This window comes from Enterobacter sp. Taxon_2, assembly GCF_058355295.1.
The window spans coordinates 4,143,891-4,163,442 of the sequence record NZ_CM178024.1 but is presented as its reverse complement, the minus strand read 5'-3'; the positions used below and the strand labels follow the sequence as shown (position 1 = coordinate 4,163,442).

The window sequence follows — 19,552 nt, the reverse complement described above, 5'->3', positions numbered from 1 at the left end:
GCTTCATCTCACTGACTTTTCCTGACACCGGCAGACGATGGTTCGCCGTGCGGAATATTATTTTCAACGGAGTGTAGATGAAGATGAAAGCTATTGTAGTCGCCCTGCCGATCGCGCTGATCCCGGCAACCGTTCTGGCGGCAAATACGGAAGAAGGGTATTACGGTTCGGCAAAATATCTGCAGATTGAACAGCGGGCCAAAGAGATGGATACCAGTTCCCGTCCAGGTGTCGGGCAGTTTGTGGGTGGTAAACAGAAAGAGCACTTAGGCGGTGCGGCGATTGCTGCGGGTTATCAGTTTGGTAACGGCTGGCGCACTGAAGGTGAATACACCTTTAAGCAGAAAACCGAATACACCAACGGTTCCAGCGCCTTCCCTAACGGTTTTGATCATCTTCAGACTGAAACTGAACGTCTGATGTTGAATGTCTATCGTGATTACGAGCTGGGCTACGGCGTCTCTGTTTACGGTACCGCAGGGCTTGGTGTAAGCAGGATTAAAGCAGGCGGCTGGCAGGGCAATCCTGGCCGTGAATATGGCTCGACGACGCAAAATAATCTGACTTACGCGTTAGGTGCAGGCGTAAGCTACACGCCGGTTGAACGTCTGTATATCGATCTGGGCTATCGCTATGTTGATATGGGTAAGATCGAAAGCGGATATAACAACTATGCGAATATGCGTGGTTTAAAAGATGAGCAGATGAAGGCCCATATCGTCTCTAATGAATTTACCCTTGGCATGCGTTATGTCTTTTAACCTGTTGTAAGTGTCATTGCTCTAAAAACAGGGCCAACACCGCGTGAATGCGGGGTTGGCTTTTTTATTGCACACAAGTGTTTTTGATTACCTGCACGCCATCAATTAACCTCGCGATAGATCCCTACCACGCGTCCCACCGTTTTAATCTCGTCGATACCGCACTCAAACGGGACCTTGCCGCCCGCCACGTGGAGTTTTTTACCCGGCAGCAGCGTCAGGTCGCGGATGCTGGCGGTGCCTTCAATCTCAACCAGCCACAGGCCGTCGGTTAACGATGCGTCTTTTTCGATAAAGTGCAGCTTCCCCTCCGCCCGGACGGCGATGCCGCGCGCCAGCGGTTTGCTAAAGAAAGCAGAGTCTATACTCAAAATGGAATTTTCTTCCAGTCTCCCGTCACTGAGTGTGAATGTCGAAACTGAAACGGGATCGCCCGGCACGGGGTGACCTTCAAACTGCGCCCCTTGGCCGGTCATCAGCCAGCGAAGGCTGGCGCCGGTGTCCAGCGCGCACTGAACCGCAAAGTCGTAAGAGACGGTACCGCGCGCGTAGCGGTTCTGAAGCGAGCTGGCGGCGATATTAAAGTGCCGGGCCAGCTGGATTTTCTGCGTGAAACCATATACCTGACAGATTCTATCGAGTAACTCTTCATTATTCACTTGAGAATCCAAGATCAAAATATATTCCTTTGGGTGTTTACTAATACTCAATTGGGTATTAGTATCATTGCAAATTCGGGCAATCAGCGGCAGACGTTGGCAAACAGAGGCTAATGATTGCAGACAGTATCAAAATGGGAATCATGCAGCATGGCTTCTGAAATCGCAATCATCAAACGGTGGAAAAAACCGTGCTGTACCCGTTTTCAGCGCATTAGCGTGCGTGAATTTATGCGAGGGGAGATATGGCGATAGAAGCTGCCCGTGCAAGGGTTCCACTTAGCGTGGGAGCGCGTCTTAACGGGCTTAACCACGTCGCTGAACTGCGCGCCCGATACGGGAGCGATAGCGGAAAAGAGCTGGCGCGGTTTATGGCCGAGCTGCGCAATAAGCGCGACCCCTGTTTTGAGGAAAACAGCAGGGCGCTGGCCGCCCTCTTTTTCCTGGCGAGATTGCCCGTCGCCCGTCATGAGTGCGATATCAGCGAGCTGACGACCGAAGAGAAACGGGCGCTGATTAACGCCATGAACCATTTTCGTGCTGTTGTGAGTTTATTTCCTGAACGGCTGACCATGCCGATATAACCCAACCCAAAAACTAATGGCGTAAACCCGCCGGGCATCCTTTTGCCTGAATTTAAGGAGAACGCGTGATGCGAAACAGTGAAAACCGCCCTTATCCGATCGGAAGTGAAGACCTGAAACGCCTGCTGGCAGAGGCAAAAACGGAGGAACGATGCGCGCGAGCCCTCGCGGTCTCCCTGCGCCTGGAGGCGCTGGCGAGCCATATCTACAAAACCGGTATGAGCGGAGAGGACGTTGCCGAACTGCTGTGCCACGAGGCGGCCCGCTACGAGCGTGAATCACAGGAGCTGCACTGATGGCCGATTTTATCGATCTTGCCCAGGCGCGCGAACAGGAAGACAGAGAGCGGCACATTAATCGTGCCCGCAGACGACCCGCATCGCCTTCGCGTTTCCTCTGCGAGGACTGCGAGGCGCCGATACCGGAGGCGCGCCGAATAGCGGTGCCTGGCGTAGCCCTGTGCGTCACCTGTCAGGAGATCGCAGAGATGAAAAATAAACACGTCCGGGGAGGATGAGTTGGCGACGTCATTTGCTTATCCGTGGAATGCCCCACGGTCGGCCATTGCCAGCCCTTATCTCACCCATGCCCAACAGCAGCGCCGCGATCGCTTCTTCGCGGCGCTGAAGCAGGCAAGAATGGCTCTTTCACAGCAGCCTGACTGCGTGCGTTTTGAGGTCTGGCGCGCGTTTGACGCCCTCGAACAGCATCGTGGCAGCCCGCAGGCTAACGCCTTTTTGATCCGCTTCTGCAAAAGAATGTTACCTCGCCTGCGGCGGGTCTCTGAACGCTATGCCTGCGCAGGTTTGCATGAAGCAGTCTCCCGAGCCGTGTTTGACGGCCATTTCGATACCCAGCTTCTGCAGTACCTTGCCTCGCGAATGGTCGAACTGGTTGCCCGCTATAACCGTCTGCCGGATATGTCCCGCGCGGACATCGACCTGCTGGCCGCCGATATCGCCAGCTTTATTCGCGGCGAGCTGGCGAATATTAACGATGCTGAGATGGGTGAATACCAGACGCTGTACGTCTGGTATCAGCGCGCCGGACTGATCGCCCGGCAGTTCAACGTGTCGCCTCCGCACTGGGAGCACGTGTCGAAGACGTGTTTCGACAAAGATGACGTTGCCGCGGCGGTGATCCGCATGTTTTCCGAGGCGTGGTGGCGCGGGCGTCTGCGTCGGGTCGCGGCGGCCTGGCGCGAGCATTTGCAGATTGCCCTCGGCAACGTCAGCAAACGGAGAACGGCGTATGCGAGCAAACGCTGCGTGACCGAGTGGCGCGAGCAGAAGCGCCGCACCCGCGAATTTCTCAAGGGCATGGAGCTGGAAGATGAAGAGGGCAACCGCATCAGCCTGATTGAAAAATTCGATAGCTCGGTGGCCAACCCGGCGATACGACGCTGTGAACTGATGACCCGTATCCGCGGATTTGAAAATATCTGTGAGGCGCTGGGCTATGTGGGCGAGTTCTATACCTTAACCGCACCCGCGCAGTATCACGCGACGCTGAAATCAGGCTACCCCAACGCGAAGTGGAGCGGGGCCAGTCCGGCGGATACGCAAGGCTACCTCACCCGACTGTGGGCGCGCATCCGCGCAAAGCTCCACCGTGATGGGATCCGTATTTTTGGTATCCGCGTTGCGGAACCCCATCACGACGGTACGCCCCACTGGCACATGCTGATGTTTATGCTGCCGGAAGATGTCGAATGCGTTCGCCGGATTATCGGAGACTACGCGCGGCAGGAGGATGCCGCTGAGCTGCAGAGCGAAAGCGTCAGACAGGCGCGCTTTCACGCGGACGCGATCGATCCGCAGAAAGGCAGTGCTACCGGCTATATTGCCAAATACATCTCAAAGAATATCGACGGCTATGCGCTCGATGGCGAGACCGATAGCGAAAGCGGCGGGCTGCTGAAGGAGACGGCGTCTGTTGTGTCGGCCTGGGCGGGGCGCTGGCACATTCGCCAGTTTCAGTTTATCGGCGGCGCGCCGGTAACGGTCTACCGCGAGCTGCGACGTCTGGCGGATCCCGAGGCCGCGCGCGGTCTGAGCGTCGAGTTTGCTGCCGTCCATGAGGCTGCCGACGCCGGCAACTGGGCGGGATACGTTACTGCACAGGGCGGCCCGTTTGTGCGTCGCGATGATTTACAGGTGCGCACCCTGTATGAGCCGGGCGCCGGGTTTAACCAGTACGGCGAGGAAACGGTCCGCATCCGCGGCGTGTATGATTCTGCCGTTGGCGCGGGCAGCCCAATTATAACCCGACTCACGCAGTGGAAAATTGTGCCGAAGCGGGCCGCGGATCTTAAGGACGCACCTGTATCCTCTCGGAGTTCTGTCAATAACTGTACGCAGACCGATCTTTCTCAACCCCTCAGCAGGCGTGCGAGGCGGGCGTTAACCGAACGTATCAAATTCATCCGCCCTGGCGCGTCGTCGCCCATCGTCTTCGCGAGCGACCCGCAGAACGGGGTTCCGGAGAAGGTGATCGATGAGATACGGCTCGCCACCGGAATCGCCATCAGCCGTGGAGAGGCCCTGCATCTTATGGCTGGCGGCGTTAGCCGCTTTAACAACAAATGGTGCAGAGGCGCAGCTGACGGATCGCTCTTTCCGGCAGCGCGTTCTTATCAGCACAAGGCGCGGAAAATCCTTGAACGTATTGGGTATTTAACGGATCTCTTCGCTCAGAGAGCCCGCTAATCTCCATCCATATCATGTACATACCGTGAAGGGTTCTGATTTTTCGCTTCACTCTTTTTATGAATACGTGATACTGTATGTTTATACAGTATCTCGTGGTGGAGGTTGTGTGGACAGAGAGTTGAACGAGCAGGTCATGATTGAACGCGTCGAGATGATTGCGCGACTGACGACAGAAGGAACATGTCAGGAAAGAGATCGTGAGATTGCCCTGAATTTGATTGCTGAGATTGCGCGGGGAAATTTAATCAAGAACAACGCATTTACCGTTGTTTTCTCAGCATCGCCTGTTCCGGAACGAATCAAAAAAGAGGGTAACGTTCGGGTGAACATTACGCTCGATAAAGATCAGCAGATTGGCCATGCCGTCGTTGAAGCCTTTCAGTGCGAACTGACCCGCAGAATACGATCCCTGTTTCCGTCATCGCGGGTGAGCGTGAAAATAGGATCGGTGACGGGAGTCGAGCTCCAGGGGCTTGAAGGAGAGGCCGATCGCGAAATGCTGGATAATATTCTCCGGGAAGTCTGGGAAGACGAGAGCTGGCGTTAGCCCAGCGTCATAGCCCGAACGTACACCCTCATTCAGATTTTGCGCTTTCGTCGACCCACGCTTCGCTGCTTGTGGACGGTCTGTTGTGTCCGAGATTGTCCATCCGTCAGCGATAGCGAAAAGACCGCCGGCCCGGGAAACTCTACAGTACCTGGTAACCGGATGTTGGGAGCGTCTGATGAAGATCTATGCAATGCAGGGGGACACGCTTGATGCCGTTTGCGCCCGCTATTATGGGCGCACGGCTGGCGTCGTAGAAGCCGTTCTGAAGGCCAATCCTGGCCTCGCGGAGTCAGGCGTTATTTTGCCTCACGGCACGCCGGTAGAGATGCCGGAGGTGAATAGCGCCCCCACCAAAGAATCCGTAAACCTATGGGACTGAGCCTGGAGAAAATCACCACGGTTATCGCCTACTGGCTGGCCGTGGCGCTGGCCTGGTTCGGGGCGATGTCTCCTGAAAAGGTTGCGCTGTACGTGGGGAGCCTTTGCGCCATTTTTACCGCGCTGACGAATTACTGGTTTAAGCGCAAAACCTGGCGCTACCTCCAGTCTCTGGGCCTCGATAAGAAGAGCATTCGTGAACTCAATCATTAAGCGTTGCAGCGTCGCCGGCGTGCTGGCCCTGGCGGTGCTGATGCCTGACTTTCGATTACTGAAAACCTCCCCGGAGGGGCTGGCGCTGATTGCCGATCTCGAAGGATGTCGCCTCTCGCCCTACCGGTGCAGCGCTGGCGTATGGACGTCAGGCATTGGTCACACGGCAAACGTCGTGCCGACGCGGGACATTACCGAGCGTGAGGCCGCGGTAAATCTGGTCGCTGATGTGCTCAACGTTGAGCGTCGTCTGGCGGCGTGCGCGCCGGTGGAGATGCCGCCGCGGGTCTACGACGCGCTGGTAAGTTTTTCCTTTAACGTCGGCGCAGGCGCCGCCTGCCGTTCGACTCTGGTCTCCTTTATCAAACGTAAACAGTGGTCACAGGCGTGCGGGCAGCTTACCCGCTGGGTGTACGTCAACGGCGTCAAAAATACCGGGCTGGAAAATCGTCGTGTCCGCGAGAAGGCCTGGTGCATGAAGGGGCTGCCATGAGAGTCCTCATGCTGATGCTGGCCGGACTACTGGCGATCGCGCTGTGGCTTCGTCATGACAACCAGACCCTGTCCCATTCTTTAGCCACGGCCAACCGGGTCGCCAGCGAGCAAAAAACGGCCCTCGCCACGCTTAACCATCAGCTGTCCCTGTCGCAGCGGATGGCCAGAGCAAATGAAAACGCCCAGGTCAGGCTCCGTGAGGAGCTTGTTACTGCGGGCGAGGAGAGGGCAAGACGGGAAGCGACTATCGGGAGATTACTCAATGAAAATGAAGCGTTACGCCGCTGGTATACCGCTCAGCTGCCTGATGCTGTCCGCAGGTTGCACACCCGCACCGCCTGTGCCTCCGCAGCCCATTGTTTACAACGCCTGCCCGAAGGTGAGCCGCTGCCCGATGCCGGGAAGCGAACCCGCCACTAACGGCGATCTCAGCGCCGATATTCGCAGGCTGGAGTACGCCCTTATCGCCTGCGCGCTGCAGGTTGAAACCATAAAAGACTGTCAGGATAAACTCGATGCACAAACTCAAGAGCCTGCGTCAGGCATTAATTGACGCGATCCCCCAACTGAATGCCAACCCGGAGCGCCTGCAGATGTCGGTCGGAAGCGGCAATATAGACGCCCGACTTGCCTCCTCGCTCTCCTTTGAAAAGCGGTATGTGCTGAACGCGAAGGTCAGCGGTTTCAGCGGCGACAGCGAGGGATTTTTTGTCCCAGTGCTGGCCTGGCTGCGGGAAAACCAGCCGGACATTTTTACCCTCGATGAAGGACGCAAAAACGGATACACCTTCACGCTCGTCTTAAACGATGACGATACGATGGATATCACCATCAGCGTGCAATTGACCGAGCGCATTCTTGTCACTCAGGAGCAGGGCGCTCTGCACGCGACGTATTCCCCGGAGCCGCCGCTGCCGGAGCCCGTCACGCGTCCGAAGGCGTTGTACATCAACGGTGAGCTGGTCAGCCAGTGGAAGGATTAAGCTTCCCGCGCTGAAGGCCGCCAGCCGCCTGCTGTCTGGACCGCTTGTTGTATCATCCCGCAGAAAACCCCGTCTCGTTGCTGCCGTTCCTCCTGAACGGCATTCTCTTCTCATGAATACATTAACTTCCATGAACGGTATCGCTCGCGCGATCCGCAACCTGATTCGTATCGGTGTTGTGACCGACGTTGACCTCAACAGAGGGCTTTGTCGTGTCCAGACCGGCGGGATGAAAACCACCTGGCTGAACTGGCTAACCTGTCGTGCGGGACGTTCGCGCGTGTGGTGGGCCCCTTCCGAGGGAGAGCAGGTGCTGCTGCTGGCCATCGGCGGTGAGCTTGATACCGCCTTTGTGTTGCCCGGCATTTTCTCGGACGACCATCCGGCACCGTCCGAGTCACCTGATGCGTTCCACGTCTCGTTTCCGGACGGCGCGGTGATCGAGTACGAACCCGGGCGCGGGGCGCTGACGGTTGCAGGCATTAAAACTGCCGACATTACCGCCTCTGAATCGCTGACCGCCACCGTGCCGGAGGTGCGGGTGACGTCAACATCCCGCATCACGCTGGATACGCCTGAAGTGGTGTGTACCAACAAGTTAATTACCGCCTCGCTGGAAGTGCAGAAGGGCGGTGTGATGGCCGGAAATATTGAGCATTCCGGCGGTAAATTCACCTCCAACGGGGTGCAGGTGGACAACCACGCGCACGGCAGTGTGCAAAGCGGCGGAAGCTGGACTAAGGGGACACAATGACGGTGCGTTACAGGGGAATGAACAGGCAGACCGGGCTGAGCATTTCAGAGGCTGAACACATTCGGCAAAGCGTGCGCGACATCCTGGTCACGCCGATTGGTTCGCGGGTCATGCGGCGGGATTACGGCTCGCTGCTGGCGGCGATGATCGACAGGCCGCAGAGCCCGGCGCTGCGCCTGCAGATCATGGCCGCATGCTATTCCGCCATCCAGAAATGGGAGCCGCGGATAAGCCTGACGGCCATCACTTTCGAACGTTCGGAGAACGACGGGACGTTGTATGTCGATATCACCGGCACGCGCCCGACCTCCGGACAATCCTTTTCTATCACCATTTCACTGAGTTAAACGCTATGGCTATTGTTGATCTGAGCCAGCTCGCCGCGCCTGATGTCGTGGAGGAGGTGGATTATGAAACGCTGTTGGCAGAACGAAAGGCCACCTTTGTCTCTCTCTATCCGGAAGAGGAGCGAGAGGCGATTGCACGGACGCTGACACTGGAGTCAGAGCCGATTGTGAAGCTGCTGCAGGAAAACGCCTACCGGGAAGTCATCTGGCGCCAGCGGGTTAACGAGGCTGCACGGGCGGTCATGTTGGCCTACGCGGCGGGCAGCGATCTGGACCAGATTGGGGCAAACGCTAACCTTGCGCGTCTGACTATTACCCCTGCCGACGACACCACGTTACCGCCCACTCCGGCTGTGATGGAGTCCGATACCGACTTTCGTCTGCGCATCCAGCAGGCGCCGGAAGGGCTGAGCGTGGCCGGTTCGACGGGCGCGTATCAGTTCCATGGCCGCAGTGCAGATGGCCGGGTGGCGGACATTTCCGTCATTAGCCCACAGCCGGCAAACGTCACGGTCTCCGTGCTCTCCCGGGAGAATAACGGCATAGCATCTGAGGAACTGCTCGCCATTGTTCGCAATGCGCTGAACGATGAGGATGTCAGGCCCGTCGCCGACCGGGTGACCGTCCAGTCGGCCAACATTGTCGACTACAGCATTGAAGCATCGCTTTTCCTTTTTCCCGGCCCCGAAAGTGAACCGGTACTCAATGCGGCAAGAGCCCGGTTACAGGCCTACATCACGGCTCAGCATCGGCTGGGACGCGATATCCGCAAGTCCGCCATTTACGCGGCCCTTCATGTGGAAGGGGTGCAGCGGGTGGAACTGACCGCACCCGCGGCTGACATTGTGCTTGATGAAACGCAGGCCTCATGGTGCAGCCACTACAGCGTAATCGTGGGGGGAAACGATGAGTAATACACGCCTGTTACCGGTTGGCTCATCGGCGCTTGAGGTCGCTGCGGCGCGCGCCTGCGCGGACATCGAAAATACGCCGGTTCCGCTGCGCCATCTCTGGAGTGCGGATACCTGTCCGGCGAATTTGCTGCCCTGGCTGGCGTGGGCGTTTTCCGTTGACCGCTGGGATGAGAACTGGCCGGAGGCCACCAAGCGGGAGGTGATCCGCGCCGCGTGGTTTATTCATGCCCACAAGGGAACGATTGGCGCCGTACGTCGCGTGGTGGAGCCGCTTGGCTATCTGATTAACGTTACCGAGTGGTGGCAAACCAACGATCCGCCCGGCACCTTCCGCCTTGATATCGGCGTGTTAGAAACGGGCATCACTGAGGAAATGTATTACGAAATGGAGAGGCTTATTGCCGATGCGAAGCCTGCCAGCCGCCACCTTATTGGCCTGAATATCATCCAGGACATTCCCGGTTATCTCTATACCGGTGCCCTGAGCTATGACGGCGACATCATCACGGTTTATCCCGGATAAGTGAGAGCACTATGACAGTGAAATATAAAACGGTTATCACCAAAGCCGGTGCCGAAAAACTGGCTGCCGCGACCGTCCCGAACGGCAAGAAAGTCAATTTTACGGCGATGGCCGTGGGTGACGGTGGCGGCACGTTGCCGGTGCCTGATGCCGGGCAGACGAAGCTGGTTAATGAAGTCTGGCGCCATGGGCTGAATAAAATCAGCCAGGACAACAAAAAGCTGAACTATGTGATCGCGGAGCTTCTCATTCCTCCCGAAGCGGGTGGTTTCTGGATGCGTGAGATGGGGCTTTACGATGACACCGGTACGCTGATTGCCGTCGGCAACATGGCGGAAAGTTATAAGCCGAAACTTGAGGAAGGGTCAGGCCGCGCGCAGACCGTGAGAATGGTGATCATGGTCAGTGATATCGCCTCGGTCGAGCTCTCGATAGATACGTCTACGGTGATGGCGACCCAGGAGTACGTTGATGAGAAGCTTGAGGAGCATGAGCAGTCTCGTCGCCATCCCGATGCCACGCTAACGGCTAAAGGGTTTACGCAGCTCAGTAGTGCGACTGATAGTGTGTCTGAAGCGCTGGCCGCAACGCCGAAAGCGGTCAAGGCTGCCTACGACCTCGCCAGTGGGAAGTATACGGCTCAGGATGCGACTACCGGACAAAAGGGGATTGTTCAGCTTAGCAGTGCGACCGATAGTGCGTCTGAGGCCCTTGCTGCGACACCCAAGGCTGTGAAAACGGTTAGTGATGACCTCATTAAACTCAGGAATAGCCAGGGTACCGCTGCGACCAAAAATGCCCAGGAGGCGCCTGACGATATAACTCCTGGTCGGTTGCTGGTTAATGGTGGTGCAGTAGCTATCAGATCTGTATCTGCAAGAGCCGGTACGGGACTTTCAAATGCCGATGCTCTGCCGCCCAACTCGGTGAGTTTTTGTTATTCGAATGCAACCAATTCGCCAGGTTATGAGGCGACGATTCTTGATGTCGGCGGGCTGGGTGGTTACCGGGTTCAATACGCTGCATCTTATAGCGATGGTGGGAAACAGCTTAAATTTCGTGCGCTTAATGGTGACAATAGTACGTGGGGAGGTTGGCAGAAGATTTATCATACCGGTAATAAGCCCAATGCTGTCGATGTTAATGCGGTATCAGCCTCTGGCGGAGATTATAACGGTACCTTCAGATTTGGCAGGGTAGGAACGGTACCTACTGAAAGAAACTCTTCAGTGCTTATTAGCGCTCAGCCAGGAGGACCCGGTGGGATTGTTTCTGGCGCTATATTCGAATGGTACGACAATTCGATGGCTATCGGCCTGACGAGGGGTGGAGGCACCGACGCTACTGGATTTGCTATATGGCTCAACAATCGTCTCCTGGCAACAGTTGCTCCAGATGGAGCGATTGCGAGTAGTGGAAATATCTACTCAGGACAAGGAGTATTTGAATCAGGCGGAGCGGTTCGAGTTTATTCATCAAATAACCCGCCCCCACAACAAGATTTAAGTCCTTATGCAAGGCAGGACTGGACGCTGCAATACTTTGTCCGTGATGTCGCAATGGGGGCGGAGGGGGGATTCACGATTGTAAGAAATGCCTGGCAGCGTGTCCCTCCAGGATGTGCCATGACAGGTTATAACTTTGAAGGCGATAACCCCGGTGGCGATACGATTTTCTACCGCCCAATTCAGAAGTACATGTCTAATATCGGATGGATTACTGTAGGTCATACAGCATGATTACACTTAAAAATTTCGTTCAATATGAACCAGAATATAAAGACTTTATGTTTAACGCAATTTTCCTTCAGTCAGAAGAAGGGCTGGATTGGTATTATCATATGTCCCGCTTTCAGCCCGATAGTTTGAAAATATGCTACGACAAAAATAATGTCATTCGTTCTTTTAGCGAACAGGTAGATCGGCTTTTTCCGCTGGGTATGTCAGTTTCAGAAGTTGACCTAACAGACGTGCCTAAAGGTCTTAATATACACGGCGAGTGGATGTGGAATGGCACTGAAATTATTCCACGCCAGTTGAGCCGGGAGGAATTGATTCAACAGGCGGAAACCCGAAGAAGTGAATTACTTGCCGAAGCTTCAGATATTATTGCCCCACTCCAGGATGCCTCCGATCTTGGCATTGTAACAGATGAGGAAGCTGCCTCGCTGTTACTCTGGAAGCGCTATCGGGTGATGCTAAACCGGCTGGATCTCAGTACTGCCCCAGCTATCGACTGGCCCGAACGCCCAGCCTGACCCCAAGCCCTCCATCCGGAGGGTTTTTCGTTTGTTGTGTAATCCTTTCCCCAACCCCAATACGTCGCATCAATCACGCACTCCACAGACAATAGCCTCACCACTAAACGAAGGAGTTAACCGGATGGGCGACTATCACCACGGCGTGGAAGTTATCGAAATCAACGATGGCACCCGCACCATTTCCACCGTCTCGACGGCAATCATCGGTATGGTCTGTACGGCCAGCGATGCTGACGACAAGACATTTCCTTTAAACGAGCCCGTGCTCATTACCAACGTGCAAAATGCGATTGCGAAAGCCGGCAAGGCGGGGACGCTGTCCGCTTCTCTGCAGGCGATCGCTGACCAGTGTAAACCGGTTGTCGTTGTTGTTCGCGTGGCTGAAGGCACCGCTGAAACACCGGAAGAGGCGCGCAAACAGACCGTTTCCAACATCATCGGTACCACTGATGAAAACGGTAAATATACCGGTCTGAAGGCGCTTCTGACCGCGAAAACAGTGACCGGCGTTAAGCCACGTATTCTCGGCGTCCCGGGGCTGGATTCTCAGGAAGTGGCGACCGCACTGGCCGCGATGTGCCAGAGCCTGCGCGCGTTCGGCTATGTCAGCGCATGGGGCCGTAAAACCATTTCTGACGCGATCGACTACCGCAAAAACTTCAGCCAGCGCGAGCTGATGGTTATTCACCCTGATTTTCTGGCATGGGATACCACCACGAACGCAACGACGACGGCCTGGGCAACCGCCCGCGCGCTTGGCCTGCGCGCCAAAATCGACCAGACCATCGGCTGGCATAAAACCCTGTCAAACGTTGGCGTCAACGGCGTCACGGGCGTAAGCGCCTCTGTCTCCTGGGATCTGCAGGAACAGGCTACCGATGCGAACCTGCTTAACCAGGCGGGCGTCACCACGCTGATTCGCAACGACGGCTTCAAATTCTGGGGTAACCGTACCTGCTCTGACGACCCGTTATTCGTCTTTGAAAACTACACCCGTACCGCGCAGGTGCTGGCCGATACCATGGCGGAAGCGCACGCGTGGGCGATGGATAAACCCATCACGCCAACGCTTATCCGCGACATCGTTTCCGGTATTAATGCCAAGTTCCGCGAGCTGAAAACAAACGGCTATATCGTCGACGGCTCCTGCTGGTATGACCCTGAGTCTAACGATGCATCAACCCTGAAAGCGGGGAAACTGTATATCGATTACGACTACACCCCTGTCCCGCCGCTGGAAAATCTGACTCTGCGCCAGCGCATCACCGATACCTATCTGGCAGACCTGTCAGATTCGGTTAATAGCTAAGGAGCTGCAGCATGGCGTTACCACGCAAACTTAAATACCTGAATATGTTCAACGATGGCCTGAGCTATATGGGCGTTGTTGAGTCTGTGACCCTACCGAAGCTTACCCGCAAGCTGGAGAAGTATCGCGGCGGCGGTATGCCGGGCTCGGTCTCTGTCGACCTCGGTCTGGACGATGATGCCCTGGCGCTGGAGTGGACCGTTGGCGGTCTGCCGGACGCCGCGCTGTGGGCGCAGTATGCCTCTCCGGGCGCGGACAGCGTGCCGCTGCGCTTTACCGGCTCTTATCAGCGCGATGATACCGGCGAAATCTCCGCCGTCGAAATCGTCATGCGCGGCCGTCATAAAGAGTTCGATGGCGGTGAAAACAAGCAGGGCGAGAGCGGCACCACCAAGATGTCCACCGAGTGCGCGTACTACCAGCTGACCATTGATGGCAAAGAGATCATCGAGATCGACATCATCAACATGGTGCTGAAAGTCGACGGCGTCGATCGTCTGGCAGAACACCGTAAGGCCATCGGCCTGTAACCCTTTAACCGGCCGGGATTACCGGCCGGTGAGTTAACTTTCTGAAGAGTAACGAAATGGAAAATATCAACGAGACCGCCATGCACGAAAGTGAAAACCCACATATCGTCACGCTTGATAGCCCCGTTCAGCGCGGTGAGCAGAAAATTGAACAGGTGACGGTTTCTAAACCCAATGCGGGAACCCTGCGCGGGGTATCGCTGGCGTCGCTGGCGCAATCCGACGTTGATGCGCTGATTAAGGTGCTGCCGCGAATGACCTCTCCGGCGCTGACCGAGCATGAGGTTGCGCGCCTGGATGCCTGCGATCTGCTCTCTTTTGCAGGTAAGGTGATCGGTTTTTTGTCACCGGCTTCGGCTCGCTGAAATTTCCCGAAAATCTGTCGGTCGACGATCTGATGGCGGATATCGCGGTGATTTTTCACTGGCCGCCGTCAGAACTGTACTCCCTGAGCGTGACCGAACTCCTCTTATGGCGCGAAAAAGCGCTGCAGCGAAGCGGAAACCACCATGAGTAATAATGTCAGTCTTCAGGAGCTGCTTAAGGCAGTCGACCGGGCAACCCGACCGCTTAACGCTCTCCAGAACGCCAGCGTCACTCTCGCAAGCGATATCCACGATTCGCAGACGGCGTTGGGGGCGCTTGATGAGCAGGCGGGGCGTATTAACGGCTTCAGGAAAGCAAACGCCCAGCTCTCCGTGACGGAGCAGTCGCTTGCTCAGGCGAAACAACAGGCAGCGGCGCTGGCGGTGCAGCTTAAAAACACGCAAAACCCTACCCAGGCACAGGCTGATGCGCTGTCCGCAGCCCGAAAATCGGCGGCCGACCTTAAGCTTGAGTACAACAGCTTACGCTATTCGGTACAGCGCCAGCGCACTGAACTCGCCCAGGCGGGAGTCAACACGCGTACGCTCTCGTCTGATGAGCGTCGTTTACGAACTCACATCAGCGAAAAAACGCAGCAGCTTAACCGACAGCGGGATGCGCTGGCCCGCGTCAACCAGCAGCAGGAGCGGCTGAGTACCGTTCAGAATCGCTACGAGTCAGGCAAACGCGTTACCGCGCGGGTGCGCCAGCTTGCGAATACGGGTGTGGGCATGGCCAAAGCGGGCTTTGACCAGACGTCCCGGTTTATGGCGCCAGGCATCAGCGTTGAAAAGCAGATGTCGGCCATTCAGGCAAACCTTGGCCTGTCGAAGGGGGATTCCCGGCTTGAGGCGATTCGCCAGCAGGCGCGGGAGGTCAGTGCCAGGACCGGAGTACCTGCAGATACGGTCCTTCGGGCACAAACCGAACTGACTCGTTCAGGCTATGACGCCGATGGGCTGCTTGCGGCCACCGCGCCAACGGTCAACCTCAGCCTGGCGGGGAATGTCGACGCGGCTAAAGCGGCCGATATGATCGCCAGCACGCAGGCCGCGTATAGCCTGGCCGATGCGGATGCGGGACGCATCGCAGATGTGCTTACCCGCGGTTTTACCTCTTCGAATACCAGCCTCGCTGAGATGGTGGCGGCCGTCACCTCTGCAGCGCCCGCTGCGGATGCCGCCGGTATGGGGCTTGAAGAGACCACCGCGCTGCTGGGCGTTCTGGCGGAAAAAGGGATGAAAGGCGCCGCCGCCGGGGACGCGCTCAGCGCGATGTTGCGCCATGTTCAGACTCCGGATGCCATAAAAGCCTCGGGGGCGCTGGCTTCCGCCGCGGGTGATGGATCGCTTGATGAAAAACGCCAGCAGTTGCAAGGGGCGAAGGGGAGTACCGCGCTCGTGGCTTCCGTGCAGACCGATAATCTTGACGGCGATATCAACCGATTCCAGGCCGCGTGGAACGGGTTGAAGATTGATGTATTTGATAAAGCGGATGGCGCTCTGCGTAACCTGATAACAACCGCAACCGGCTGGCTTGGCACGGCCTCCCTTTGGGTGAATGCCAACCCTGAGCTAACGCAGACCCTCGCCAGCGTAGTTGTCGGCGCGCAGGCGTTTGCTGGCGTACTGGGTGGCGTAGGCACGGTTCTCGGCCCGGTTCTGACGGGCGTCAATATGGTTATCACCGCGGCCGGGATGTTAGGAACGGTATTCAGCGTGGTGGGCGGCGCCATCATGACGGTGCTGGGCGCACTTAGCTGGCCGGTGATTGCCCTTGGCGCGGCGATTGCCGCCGGCGCCTTACTGATTTTCAAATACTGGGAGCCCATCAGCGCCTTCTTTGGCGGAGTGATGGAAGGGCTTTCAACGGCTTTCGCACCGCTGGGTGCGCTGTTCTCACCGGTGATGACGGTATTTGACGCTATCTCGGAGAAGCTGGGCGGTATCTGGCAATGGTTCACCGACTTAATCACGCCGATCAAGGCGACGCAGGAAACGCTGGATGGCTGTAAAAACGCTGGCGTGATTTTTGGACAGGCGCTGGGTGATGCGTTAATGGCACCGCTTAATCTCTTTAACAGCCTGAGCGGCAAGGCCAGCTGGCTGCTGGAGAAACTCGGTCTTATCAAAAACGAGTCGGGTAATCTCGATGCCGCGGCGGAAAAAGCAGGCGCGACATCCTCTTCTGCGGGCAGTTCGTCCATTCCGGTGGCGGGGATCTCGGGCGTCGGCCTGGGGTATCAGCCAACCCTCGTGCCGGGAGGACGCTCTTACGTCGATCAGAGTAAAAGCGAATACAACATCACGCTGCAGGGGGGCACGGCCTCAGGAACGGATCTGACGCGTCAAATCCGGGAGACAATAGATAGCATTGAACAGGATAAAGCGAGACGGCAGCAAGCCAGCTTTATGTAAGGTTGAGGAGAGAGAAAATGTTAATGGTGCTGGGTCTGTTTGTCTTTGAACGACGAACCTTACCCTATCAGACAATGCAGTTTACAAAGGATTATCGCTGGGCGTCCAACAATCGGATCGGGAAACCTAAAGCCTGGCAGTACCTTGGCGAAGGCGAGACATCTTTTACCCTCTCCGGACTGCTTTACCCTGAACTCACGGGAGGGCGGCTTTCCCTCAAGGCGGTTGAGCTGATGGCGAATGAGGGGAGGGCATGGCCGTTGATAGACGGAACCGGCATCATTCACGGCATGTTTATCATTGAGAAAGTCACGCATACGCATTCGGATTTTTACAGTGACGGTACTGCCCGAAAAATTAATTTTACGCTGGAACTGAAACGCGTGGACGAATCGCTGATGACGATGTTTGGCGATCTGAGAACCCAGGCCGAAGAGCTGGTGACGAGCGCACGTAATAGCATTGGAGGGCTGGTGGGATGATCACCGAAATGAATATCCGGGCGGGTGGGAAAATCGCCCCTGATTTTATGCTTAAGCTTGACGATCGCGATATCACACAAAATTTCAGCCATCGTCTTATCAGTCTGAGCATGATCGACAAACGTGGACTGGAAGCCGATCAGCTGGATATTCAACTGGATGATTCCGACGGGCTGTTAGACTTGCCGGCCCGGGGGGCAAGGCTCTCCTTATGGCTGGGATGGGAGGGAACCCCGCTCCAGCCGAAAGGGAACTTTACGATCGATACAATTGAATTTCGGGGCGCGCCGGACACGCTGACCATTCGGGGATGCAGTGCTGATTTTCGTGGAAAGCTAAACGTGCGGCGCGAACAGTCGTGGCATGACACGACGATCGGCGCGATAGTCAATACTATCGCTCAGCGTAACCAGTTAACTGCCAGCGTTGCGGCGGGACTTTCATCGATTGCTATTTCTCATATCGATCAGTCTCAGGAGACCGACGCTGCGTTTCTCACCCGCCTGGCCGAACGTAATGGTGCCTTTGTTTCAATCAAAGCCGGCAAGGTTATTTTTATGAAAGCGGGGCACGCCGTGACGGCCAGCGGCACGCCGATCCCCTTAATGATGATTGAGCGTGGTGACGGCGATAAGCACCTTTTTTACGTTGCCGATCGTGAAAACTATTCCGGCGTGACGGCCAAATGGCTGCAAACGCGCGACCCAAAACAGCAAAATACTCAATTGAGTATTAATCGTCTGCCTGAGGGGCAAGCGACAGAGGGGCTGCAGCACCCGGATGCCGCCGTGCCGATTGCAGAAACGGGAGGCAAGGAGCAGAAGCCGCAAGAGAGGCTGGTGGGATCGGCGGAAAACGTATTTGAGCTCACCACGGTGTATGCCTCTGAAGAGCAGGCTCTCAGGGCCGCAGAGGCGAAGTGGCGCGCGCTGCAGCGGGGTACCGTGAATTTCTCTATCCAACTGGCGCTGGGGCGAGCCGATCTGTACCCCGAAACGCCGGTATTGGTAAACGGTTTTAAACGCGTTATTGACGAGCAGGCGTGGATCATCAGCGAGGTGGTGCATACCCTCAACGATAGCGGATTTACCACGCAGCTTAAGCTTGAACTGAATGCCACTGACGAAAAATTTACTGTTGATAGTGAGTAATACAGTTGCTATTGGTTTTATTTTGGGTATTATTGATTCACAAAATGTGAATCAAGTGGAGGGGTACATGTTTCATTGTCCTAAGTGCAAGCACTCTGCGCATGCGCGTACCAGTCGCTATCTAAGTGAAAATACCAAAGAGCGCTATCACCAGTGCACCAATGTGGACTGCAGCTGTACGTTCGTGACGATGGAGTCCGTGGAGCGCCTGATTGCGACCCCCGGTGTTTCTGAACGTGTCCAGACGGCTTCGCTGAATCAGGGTTAGCGGCTGCGTCACCGGCTCAAAAAAGCCAATAAAAAAGCCACTCAATCGAGTGGCTTAATCATATGATTCTACTGCTAAAATTTGGTGGCCCCTGCTGGACTTGAACCAGCGACCAAGCGATTATGAGTCGCCTGCTCTAACCACTGAGCTAAGGGGCCGTGGCGGTGAATTATAAAGTAACTCCCCGCAGCAATCCAGCCATTCACACCTGCCTGCTGTTTTTATAAACAACGCATAATCAATCCTTTATACTTCCCTGACGATGTATCGAGCGGGAGTAAAGATGATCAACGATATTCTGGCCCCAGGCCTGCGGGTGGTGTTCTGCGGAATCAACCCGGGCAAGTCCTCGGCGCACACCGGTTTTCACTTCGCCCATCCGGGCAATCGCTTCTGGAAGGTGATCTACCAGGCCGGGTTCACCGACAGGCTACTCAAGCCCGAAGAGGAGCAGCATCTGCTGGACACGCGCTGCGGGATCACCATGCTGGTTGAGCGGCCTACGGTGCAGGCGAGTGAGGTCAACCTGCATGAGCTGCGCAGCGGCGGGCGGGAGCTGATCAAGAAGATAGAGGATTATCAGCCGGCCGCGCTGGCGATCCTCGGCAAGCAGGCCTACGAGCAGGCGTTTAGCCAGCGCGGAACGCAGTGGGGCAAACAGAGCATCATGATTGGCGTTACGCAGGTATGGGTGCTGCCAAATCCAAGCGGGCTCAACAGAGCGACGCTGGATAAGCTGGTAGAGGCGTATCGGGAGCTGGATGAGGCGCTGATGGTGCGGGGGCTTTAGGGGCCTCTGCGGGCTGATGCCTTCACCCTAATCCTCTCCCACAGGGCTGAGGGTTCCCCAGTAATTTTCCCTGAAGCGATGAACGTTGCTTCAGCAAAATTAATAAC

Annotated in this window: 28 protein-coding genes and 1 tRNA gene; 27 read left to right on the top strand and 2 right to left on the bottom strand. The window is 56.3% G+C overall.

The window, feature by feature from the left end:
* Nucleotides 1-77: 77 nt before the first annotated feature.
* Nucleotides 78-761 carry an outer membrane protein gene (locus AC4IC4_RS19760; RefSeq protein WP_491471759.1) on the top strand — a complete coding sequence of 228 codons (684 nt, stop codon included), beginning with the start codon at nt 78-80 and terminating at the stop codon, nt 759-761.
* A gap of 101 nt (nt 762-862) precedes the next feature.
* Here AC4IC4_RS19760 and AC4IC4_RS19755 read toward each other — a convergent pair whose 3' ends face one another.
* Nucleotides 863-1,438: a phage repressor protein CI gene (locus tag AC4IC4_RS19755; protein ID WP_032650305.1), complete on the bottom strand. Its 576-nt coding sequence runs from the start codon at nt 1,436-1,438 to the stop codon at nt 863-865.
* A 227-nt stretch (nt 1,439-1,665) separates the two neighbouring features.
* On the opposite strand from AC4IC4_RS19755, the gene AC4IC4_RS19750 reads away from it, so the two are divergent.
* The 25 genes from AC4IC4_RS19750 to AC4IC4_RS19630 all read left to right on the top strand — a co-directional run bounded on the left by AC4IC4_RS19750 (nt 1,666) and on the right by AC4IC4_RS19630 (nt 18,655).
* Nucleotides 1,666-2,004, top strand: coding sequence for a DUF5347 domain-containing protein (locus AC4IC4_RS19750; protein ID WP_491471758.1), 339 nt, complete (start codon nt 1,666-1,668; stop codon nt 2,002-2,004).
* A 68-nt stretch (nt 2,005-2,072) separates the two neighbouring features.
* Nucleotides 2,073-2,300, top strand: a complete 228-nt coding sequence (locus tag AC4IC4_RS19745) for a DUF2732 family protein (RefSeq protein ID WP_491471757.1) — start codon at nt 2,073-2,075, stop codon at nt 2,298-2,300.
* Nucleotides 2,300-2,521: a TraR/DksA family transcriptional regulator gene (locus AC4IC4_RS19740; protein WP_032650300.1), complete on the top strand. Its 222-nt coding sequence runs from the start codon at nt 2,300-2,302 to the stop codon at nt 2,519-2,521. Before AC4IC4_RS19745 ends, AC4IC4_RS19740 begins: the two co-directional genes overlap by 1 nt.
* 1 nt (nt 2,522) lies before the next feature.
* The gene (locus AC4IC4_RS19735; protein WP_491471756.1) at nt 2,523-4,712 is read left to right on the top strand and encodes a replication endonuclease; all 2,190 of its coding nucleotides are present in this window, start codon (nt 2,523-2,525) and stop codon (nt 4,710-4,712) included.
* Nucleotides 4,713-4,821: 109 nt separating this feature from the next.
* Nucleotides 4,822-5,262 carry a DinI-like family protein gene (locus tag AC4IC4_RS19730; protein ID WP_024906437.1) on the top strand — a complete coding sequence of 147 codons (441 nt, stop codon included), beginning with the start codon at nt 4,822-4,824 and terminating at the stop codon, nt 5,260-5,262.
* Between the two features lie 178 nt (nt 5,263-5,440).
* Nucleotides 5,441-5,644: a tail protein X gene (locus AC4IC4_RS19725; protein ID WP_024906438.1), complete on the top strand. Its 204-nt coding sequence runs from the start codon at nt 5,441-5,443 to the stop codon at nt 5,642-5,644.
* Nucleotides 5,635-5,856, top strand: a complete 222-nt coding sequence (locus AC4IC4_RS19720; RefSeq protein WP_023309247.1) for a phage holin family protein — start codon at nt 5,635-5,637, stop codon at nt 5,854-5,856. The genes AC4IC4_RS19725 and AC4IC4_RS19720 overlap by 10 nt, the downstream gene beginning before the upstream one ends.
* Entirely contained in the window at nt 5,840-6,349 is a 510-nt protein-coding gene (locus AC4IC4_RS19715) for a lysozyme (protein ID WP_024906439.1), read from the top strand. Before AC4IC4_RS19720 ends, AC4IC4_RS19715 begins: the two co-directional genes overlap by 17 nt.
* Nucleotides 6,346-6,771 (top strand): Rz-like lysis system protein LysB, encoded by a 426-nt coding sequence (gene lysB, locus AC4IC4_RS19710; protein ID WP_491471755.1) that lies wholly within the window; start codon nt 6,346-6,348, stop codon nt 6,769-6,771. The genes AC4IC4_RS19715 and lysB overlap by 4 nt, the downstream gene beginning before the upstream one ends.
* Nucleotides 6,659-6,904, top strand: coding sequence for an Rz1-like lysis system protein LysC (gene lysC, locus AC4IC4_RS19705; protein WP_230581841.1), 246 nt, complete (start codon nt 6,659-6,661; stop codon nt 6,902-6,904). Before lysB ends, lysC begins: the two co-directional genes overlap by 113 nt.
* Nucleotides 6,867-7,334 (top strand): phage tail protein, encoded by a 468-nt coding sequence (locus AC4IC4_RS19700; RefSeq protein WP_491471754.1) that lies wholly within the window; start codon nt 6,867-6,869, stop codon nt 7,332-7,334. The genes lysC and AC4IC4_RS19700 overlap by 38 nt, the downstream gene beginning before the upstream one ends.
* A gap of 112 nt (nt 7,335-7,446) precedes the next feature.
* On the top strand, nt 7,447-8,088 hold the full coding sequence (locus tag AC4IC4_RS19695) for a phage baseplate assembly protein V (RefSeq protein ID WP_491471753.1): 642 nt from the start codon (nt 7,447-7,449) through the stop codon (nt 8,086-8,088).
* Nucleotides 8,085-8,435, top strand: a complete 351-nt coding sequence (locus AC4IC4_RS19690; protein WP_023309241.1) for a GPW/gp25 family protein — start codon at nt 8,085-8,087, stop codon at nt 8,433-8,435. Before AC4IC4_RS19695 ends, AC4IC4_RS19690 begins: the two co-directional genes overlap by 4 nt.
* 5 nt (nt 8,436-8,440) lie before the next feature.
* Nucleotides 8,441-9,349, top strand: a complete 909-nt coding sequence (locus AC4IC4_RS19685) for a baseplate assembly protein (RefSeq protein WP_024906443.1) — start codon at nt 8,441-8,443, stop codon at nt 9,347-9,349.
* On the top strand, nt 9,342-9,872 hold the full coding sequence (locus AC4IC4_RS19680; protein ID WP_248165531.1) for a phage tail protein I: 531 nt from the start codon (nt 9,342-9,344) through the stop codon (nt 9,870-9,872). The genes AC4IC4_RS19685 and AC4IC4_RS19680 overlap by 8 nt, the downstream gene beginning before the upstream one ends.
* Nucleotides 9,873-9,883: 11 nt before the next feature.
* Nucleotides 9,884-11,611, top strand: coding sequence for a phage tail protein (locus AC4IC4_RS19675; RefSeq protein ID WP_491471752.1), 1,728 nt, complete (start codon nt 9,884-9,886; stop codon nt 11,609-11,611).
* On the top strand, nt 11,608-12,129 hold the full coding sequence (locus AC4IC4_RS19670; RefSeq protein ID WP_491471751.1) for a tail fiber assembly protein: 522 nt from the start codon (nt 11,608-11,610) through the stop codon (nt 12,127-12,129). The genes AC4IC4_RS19675 and AC4IC4_RS19670 overlap by 4 nt, the downstream gene beginning before the upstream one ends.
* 124 nt (nt 12,130-12,253) lie before the next feature.
* On the top strand, nt 12,254-13,441 hold the full coding sequence (locus AC4IC4_RS19665; protein WP_491471750.1) for a phage tail sheath protein: 1,188 nt from the start codon (nt 12,254-12,256) through the stop codon (nt 13,439-13,441).
* An 11-nt stretch (nt 13,442-13,452) separates the two neighbouring features.
* Entirely contained in the window at nt 13,453-13,971 is a 519-nt protein-coding gene (locus AC4IC4_RS19660; protein ID WP_023309235.1) for a phage major tail tube protein, read from the top strand.
* A 56-nt stretch (nt 13,972-14,027) separates the two neighbouring features.
* Nucleotides 14,028-14,336: a phage tail assembly protein gene (locus AC4IC4_RS19655; protein WP_024906448.1), complete on the top strand. Its 309-nt coding sequence runs from the start codon at nt 14,028-14,030 to the stop codon at nt 14,334-14,336.
* 32 nt (nt 14,337-14,368) lie between these two features.
* Nucleotides 14,369-14,488: a GpE family phage tail protein gene (locus tag AC4IC4_RS19650; protein WP_023616176.1), complete on the top strand. Its 120-nt coding sequence runs from the start codon at nt 14,369-14,371 to the stop codon at nt 14,486-14,488.
* On the top strand, nt 14,481-16,754 hold the full coding sequence (locus tag AC4IC4_RS19645; protein WP_491471749.1) for a phage tail tape measure protein: 2,274 nt from the start codon (nt 14,481-14,483) through the stop codon (nt 16,752-16,754). The genes AC4IC4_RS19650 and AC4IC4_RS19645 overlap by 8 nt, the downstream gene beginning before the upstream one ends.
* A gap of 17 nt (nt 16,755-16,771) precedes the next feature.
* The gene (locus AC4IC4_RS19640; protein ID WP_024906449.1) at nt 16,772-17,236 is read left to right on the top strand and encodes a phage tail protein; all 465 of its coding nucleotides are present in this window, start codon (nt 16,772-16,774) and stop codon (nt 17,234-17,236) included.
* Nucleotides 17,233-18,387 carry a phage late control D family protein gene (locus AC4IC4_RS19635; protein ID WP_048990830.1) on the top strand — a complete coding sequence of 385 codons (1,155 nt, stop codon included), beginning with the start codon at nt 17,233-17,235 and terminating at the stop codon, nt 18,385-18,387. The genes AC4IC4_RS19640 and AC4IC4_RS19635 overlap by 4 nt, the downstream gene beginning before the upstream one ends.
* Before the next feature lie 67 nt (nt 18,388-18,454).
* Nucleotides 18,455-18,655, top strand: a complete 201-nt coding sequence (locus AC4IC4_RS19630; RefSeq protein WP_032650280.1) for an ogr/Delta-like zinc finger family protein — start codon at nt 18,455-18,457, stop codon at nt 18,653-18,655.
* An 82-nt stretch (nt 18,656-18,737) separates the two neighbouring features.
* Here AC4IC4_RS19630 and AC4IC4_RS19625 read toward each other — a convergent pair.
* Nucleotides 18,738-18,813 (bottom strand) — tRNA-Ile (locus tag AC4IC4_RS19625).
* Nucleotides 18,814-18,938: 125 nt separating this feature from the next.
* On the opposite strand from AC4IC4_RS19625, the gene mug reads away from it, so the two are divergent.
* Entirely contained in the window at nt 18,939-19,445 is a 507-nt protein-coding gene (mug, locus tag AC4IC4_RS19620; protein WP_029741755.1) for a G/U mismatch-specific DNA glycosylase, read from the top strand.
* Nucleotides 19,446-19,552 lie beyond the last annotated feature (107 nt).

Excerpts from the sequence above, each read along its gene's own strand:
- AC4IC4_RS19760 (WP_491471759.1), top strand. The coding sequence starts at position 78 with ATGAAGATGAAAGCTATTGTAGTCGCCCTGCCGATCGCGCTGATCCCG.
- AC4IC4_RS19750 (WP_491471758.1), top strand. The coding sequence starts at position 1,666 with ATGGCGATAGAAGCTGCCCGTGCAAGGGTTCCACTTAGCGTGGGAGCG.
- AC4IC4_RS19745 (WP_491471757.1), top strand. The coding sequence starts at position 2,073 with ATGCGAAACAGTGAAAACCGCCCTTATCCGATCGGAAGTGAAGACCTG.
- AC4IC4_RS19740 (WP_032650300.1), top strand. The coding sequence starts at position 2,300 with ATGGCCGATTTTATCGATCTTGCCCAGGCGCGCGAACAGGAAGACAGA.
- AC4IC4_RS19725 (WP_024906438.1), top strand. The coding sequence starts at position 5,441 with ATGAAGATCTATGCAATGCAGGGGGACACGCTTGATGCCGTTTGCGCC.
- AC4IC4_RS19720 (WP_023309247.1), top strand. The coding sequence starts at position 5,635 with ATGGGACTGAGCCTGGAGAAAATCACCACGGTTATCGCCTACTGGCTG.
- lysB (WP_491471755.1), top strand. The coding sequence starts at position 6,346 with ATGAGAGTCCTCATGCTGATGCTGGCCGGACTACTGGCGATCGCGCTG.
- lysC (WP_230581841.1), top strand. The coding sequence starts at position 6,659 with ATGCTGTCCGCAGGTTGCACACCCGCACCGCCTGTGCCTCCGCAGCCC.
- AC4IC4_RS19700 (WP_491471754.1), top strand. The coding sequence starts at position 6,867 with ATGCACAAACTCAAGAGCCTGCGTCAGGCATTAATTGACGCGATCCCC.
- AC4IC4_RS19695 (WP_491471753.1), top strand. The coding sequence starts at position 7,447 with ATGAATACATTAACTTCCATGAACGGTATCGCTCGCGCGATCCGCAAC.
- AC4IC4_RS19690 (WP_023309241.1), top strand. The coding sequence starts at position 8,085 with ATGACGGTGCGTTACAGGGGAATGAACAGGCAGACCGGGCTGAGCATT.
- AC4IC4_RS19685 (WP_024906443.1), top strand. The coding sequence starts at position 8,441 with ATGGCTATTGTTGATCTGAGCCAGCTCGCCGCGCCTGATGTCGTGGAG.
- AC4IC4_RS19680 (WP_248165531.1), top strand. The coding sequence starts at position 9,342 with ATGAGTAATACACGCCTGTTACCGGTTGGCTCATCGGCGCTTGAGGTC.
- AC4IC4_RS19675 (WP_491471752.1), top strand. The coding sequence starts at position 9,884 with ATGACAGTGAAATATAAAACGGTTATCACCAAAGCCGGTGCCGAAAAA.
- AC4IC4_RS19670 (WP_491471751.1), top strand. The coding sequence starts at position 11,608 with ATGATTACACTTAAAAATTTCGTTCAATATGAACCAGAATATAAAGAC.
- AC4IC4_RS19665 (WP_491471750.1), top strand. The coding sequence starts at position 12,254 with ATGGGCGACTATCACCACGGCGTGGAAGTTATCGAAATCAACGATGGC.
- AC4IC4_RS19660 (WP_023309235.1), top strand. The coding sequence starts at position 13,453 with ATGGCGTTACCACGCAAACTTAAATACCTGAATATGTTCAACGATGGC.
- AC4IC4_RS19655 (WP_024906448.1), top strand. The coding sequence starts at position 14,028 with ATGGAAAATATCAACGAGACCGCCATGCACGAAAGTGAAAACCCACAT.
- AC4IC4_RS19650 (WP_023616176.1), top strand. The coding sequence starts at position 14,369 with ATGGCGGATATCGCGGTGATTTTTCACTGGCCGCCGTCAGAACTGTAC.
- AC4IC4_RS19645 (WP_491471749.1), top strand. The coding sequence starts at position 14,481 with ATGAGTAATAATGTCAGTCTTCAGGAGCTGCTTAAGGCAGTCGACCGG.
- AC4IC4_RS19640 (WP_024906449.1), top strand. The coding sequence starts at position 16,772 with ATGTTAATGGTGCTGGGTCTGTTTGTCTTTGAACGACGAACCTTACCC.
- AC4IC4_RS19635 (WP_048990830.1), top strand. The coding sequence starts at position 17,233 with ATGATCACCGAAATGAATATCCGGGCGGGTGGGAAAATCGCCCCTGAT.
- AC4IC4_RS19630 (WP_032650280.1), top strand. The coding sequence starts at position 18,455 with ATGTTTCATTGTCCTAAGTGCAAGCACTCTGCGCATGCGCGTACCAGT.
- mug (WP_029741755.1), top strand. The coding sequence starts at position 18,939 with ATGATCAACGATATTCTGGCCCCAGGCCTGCGGGTGGTGTTCTGCGGA.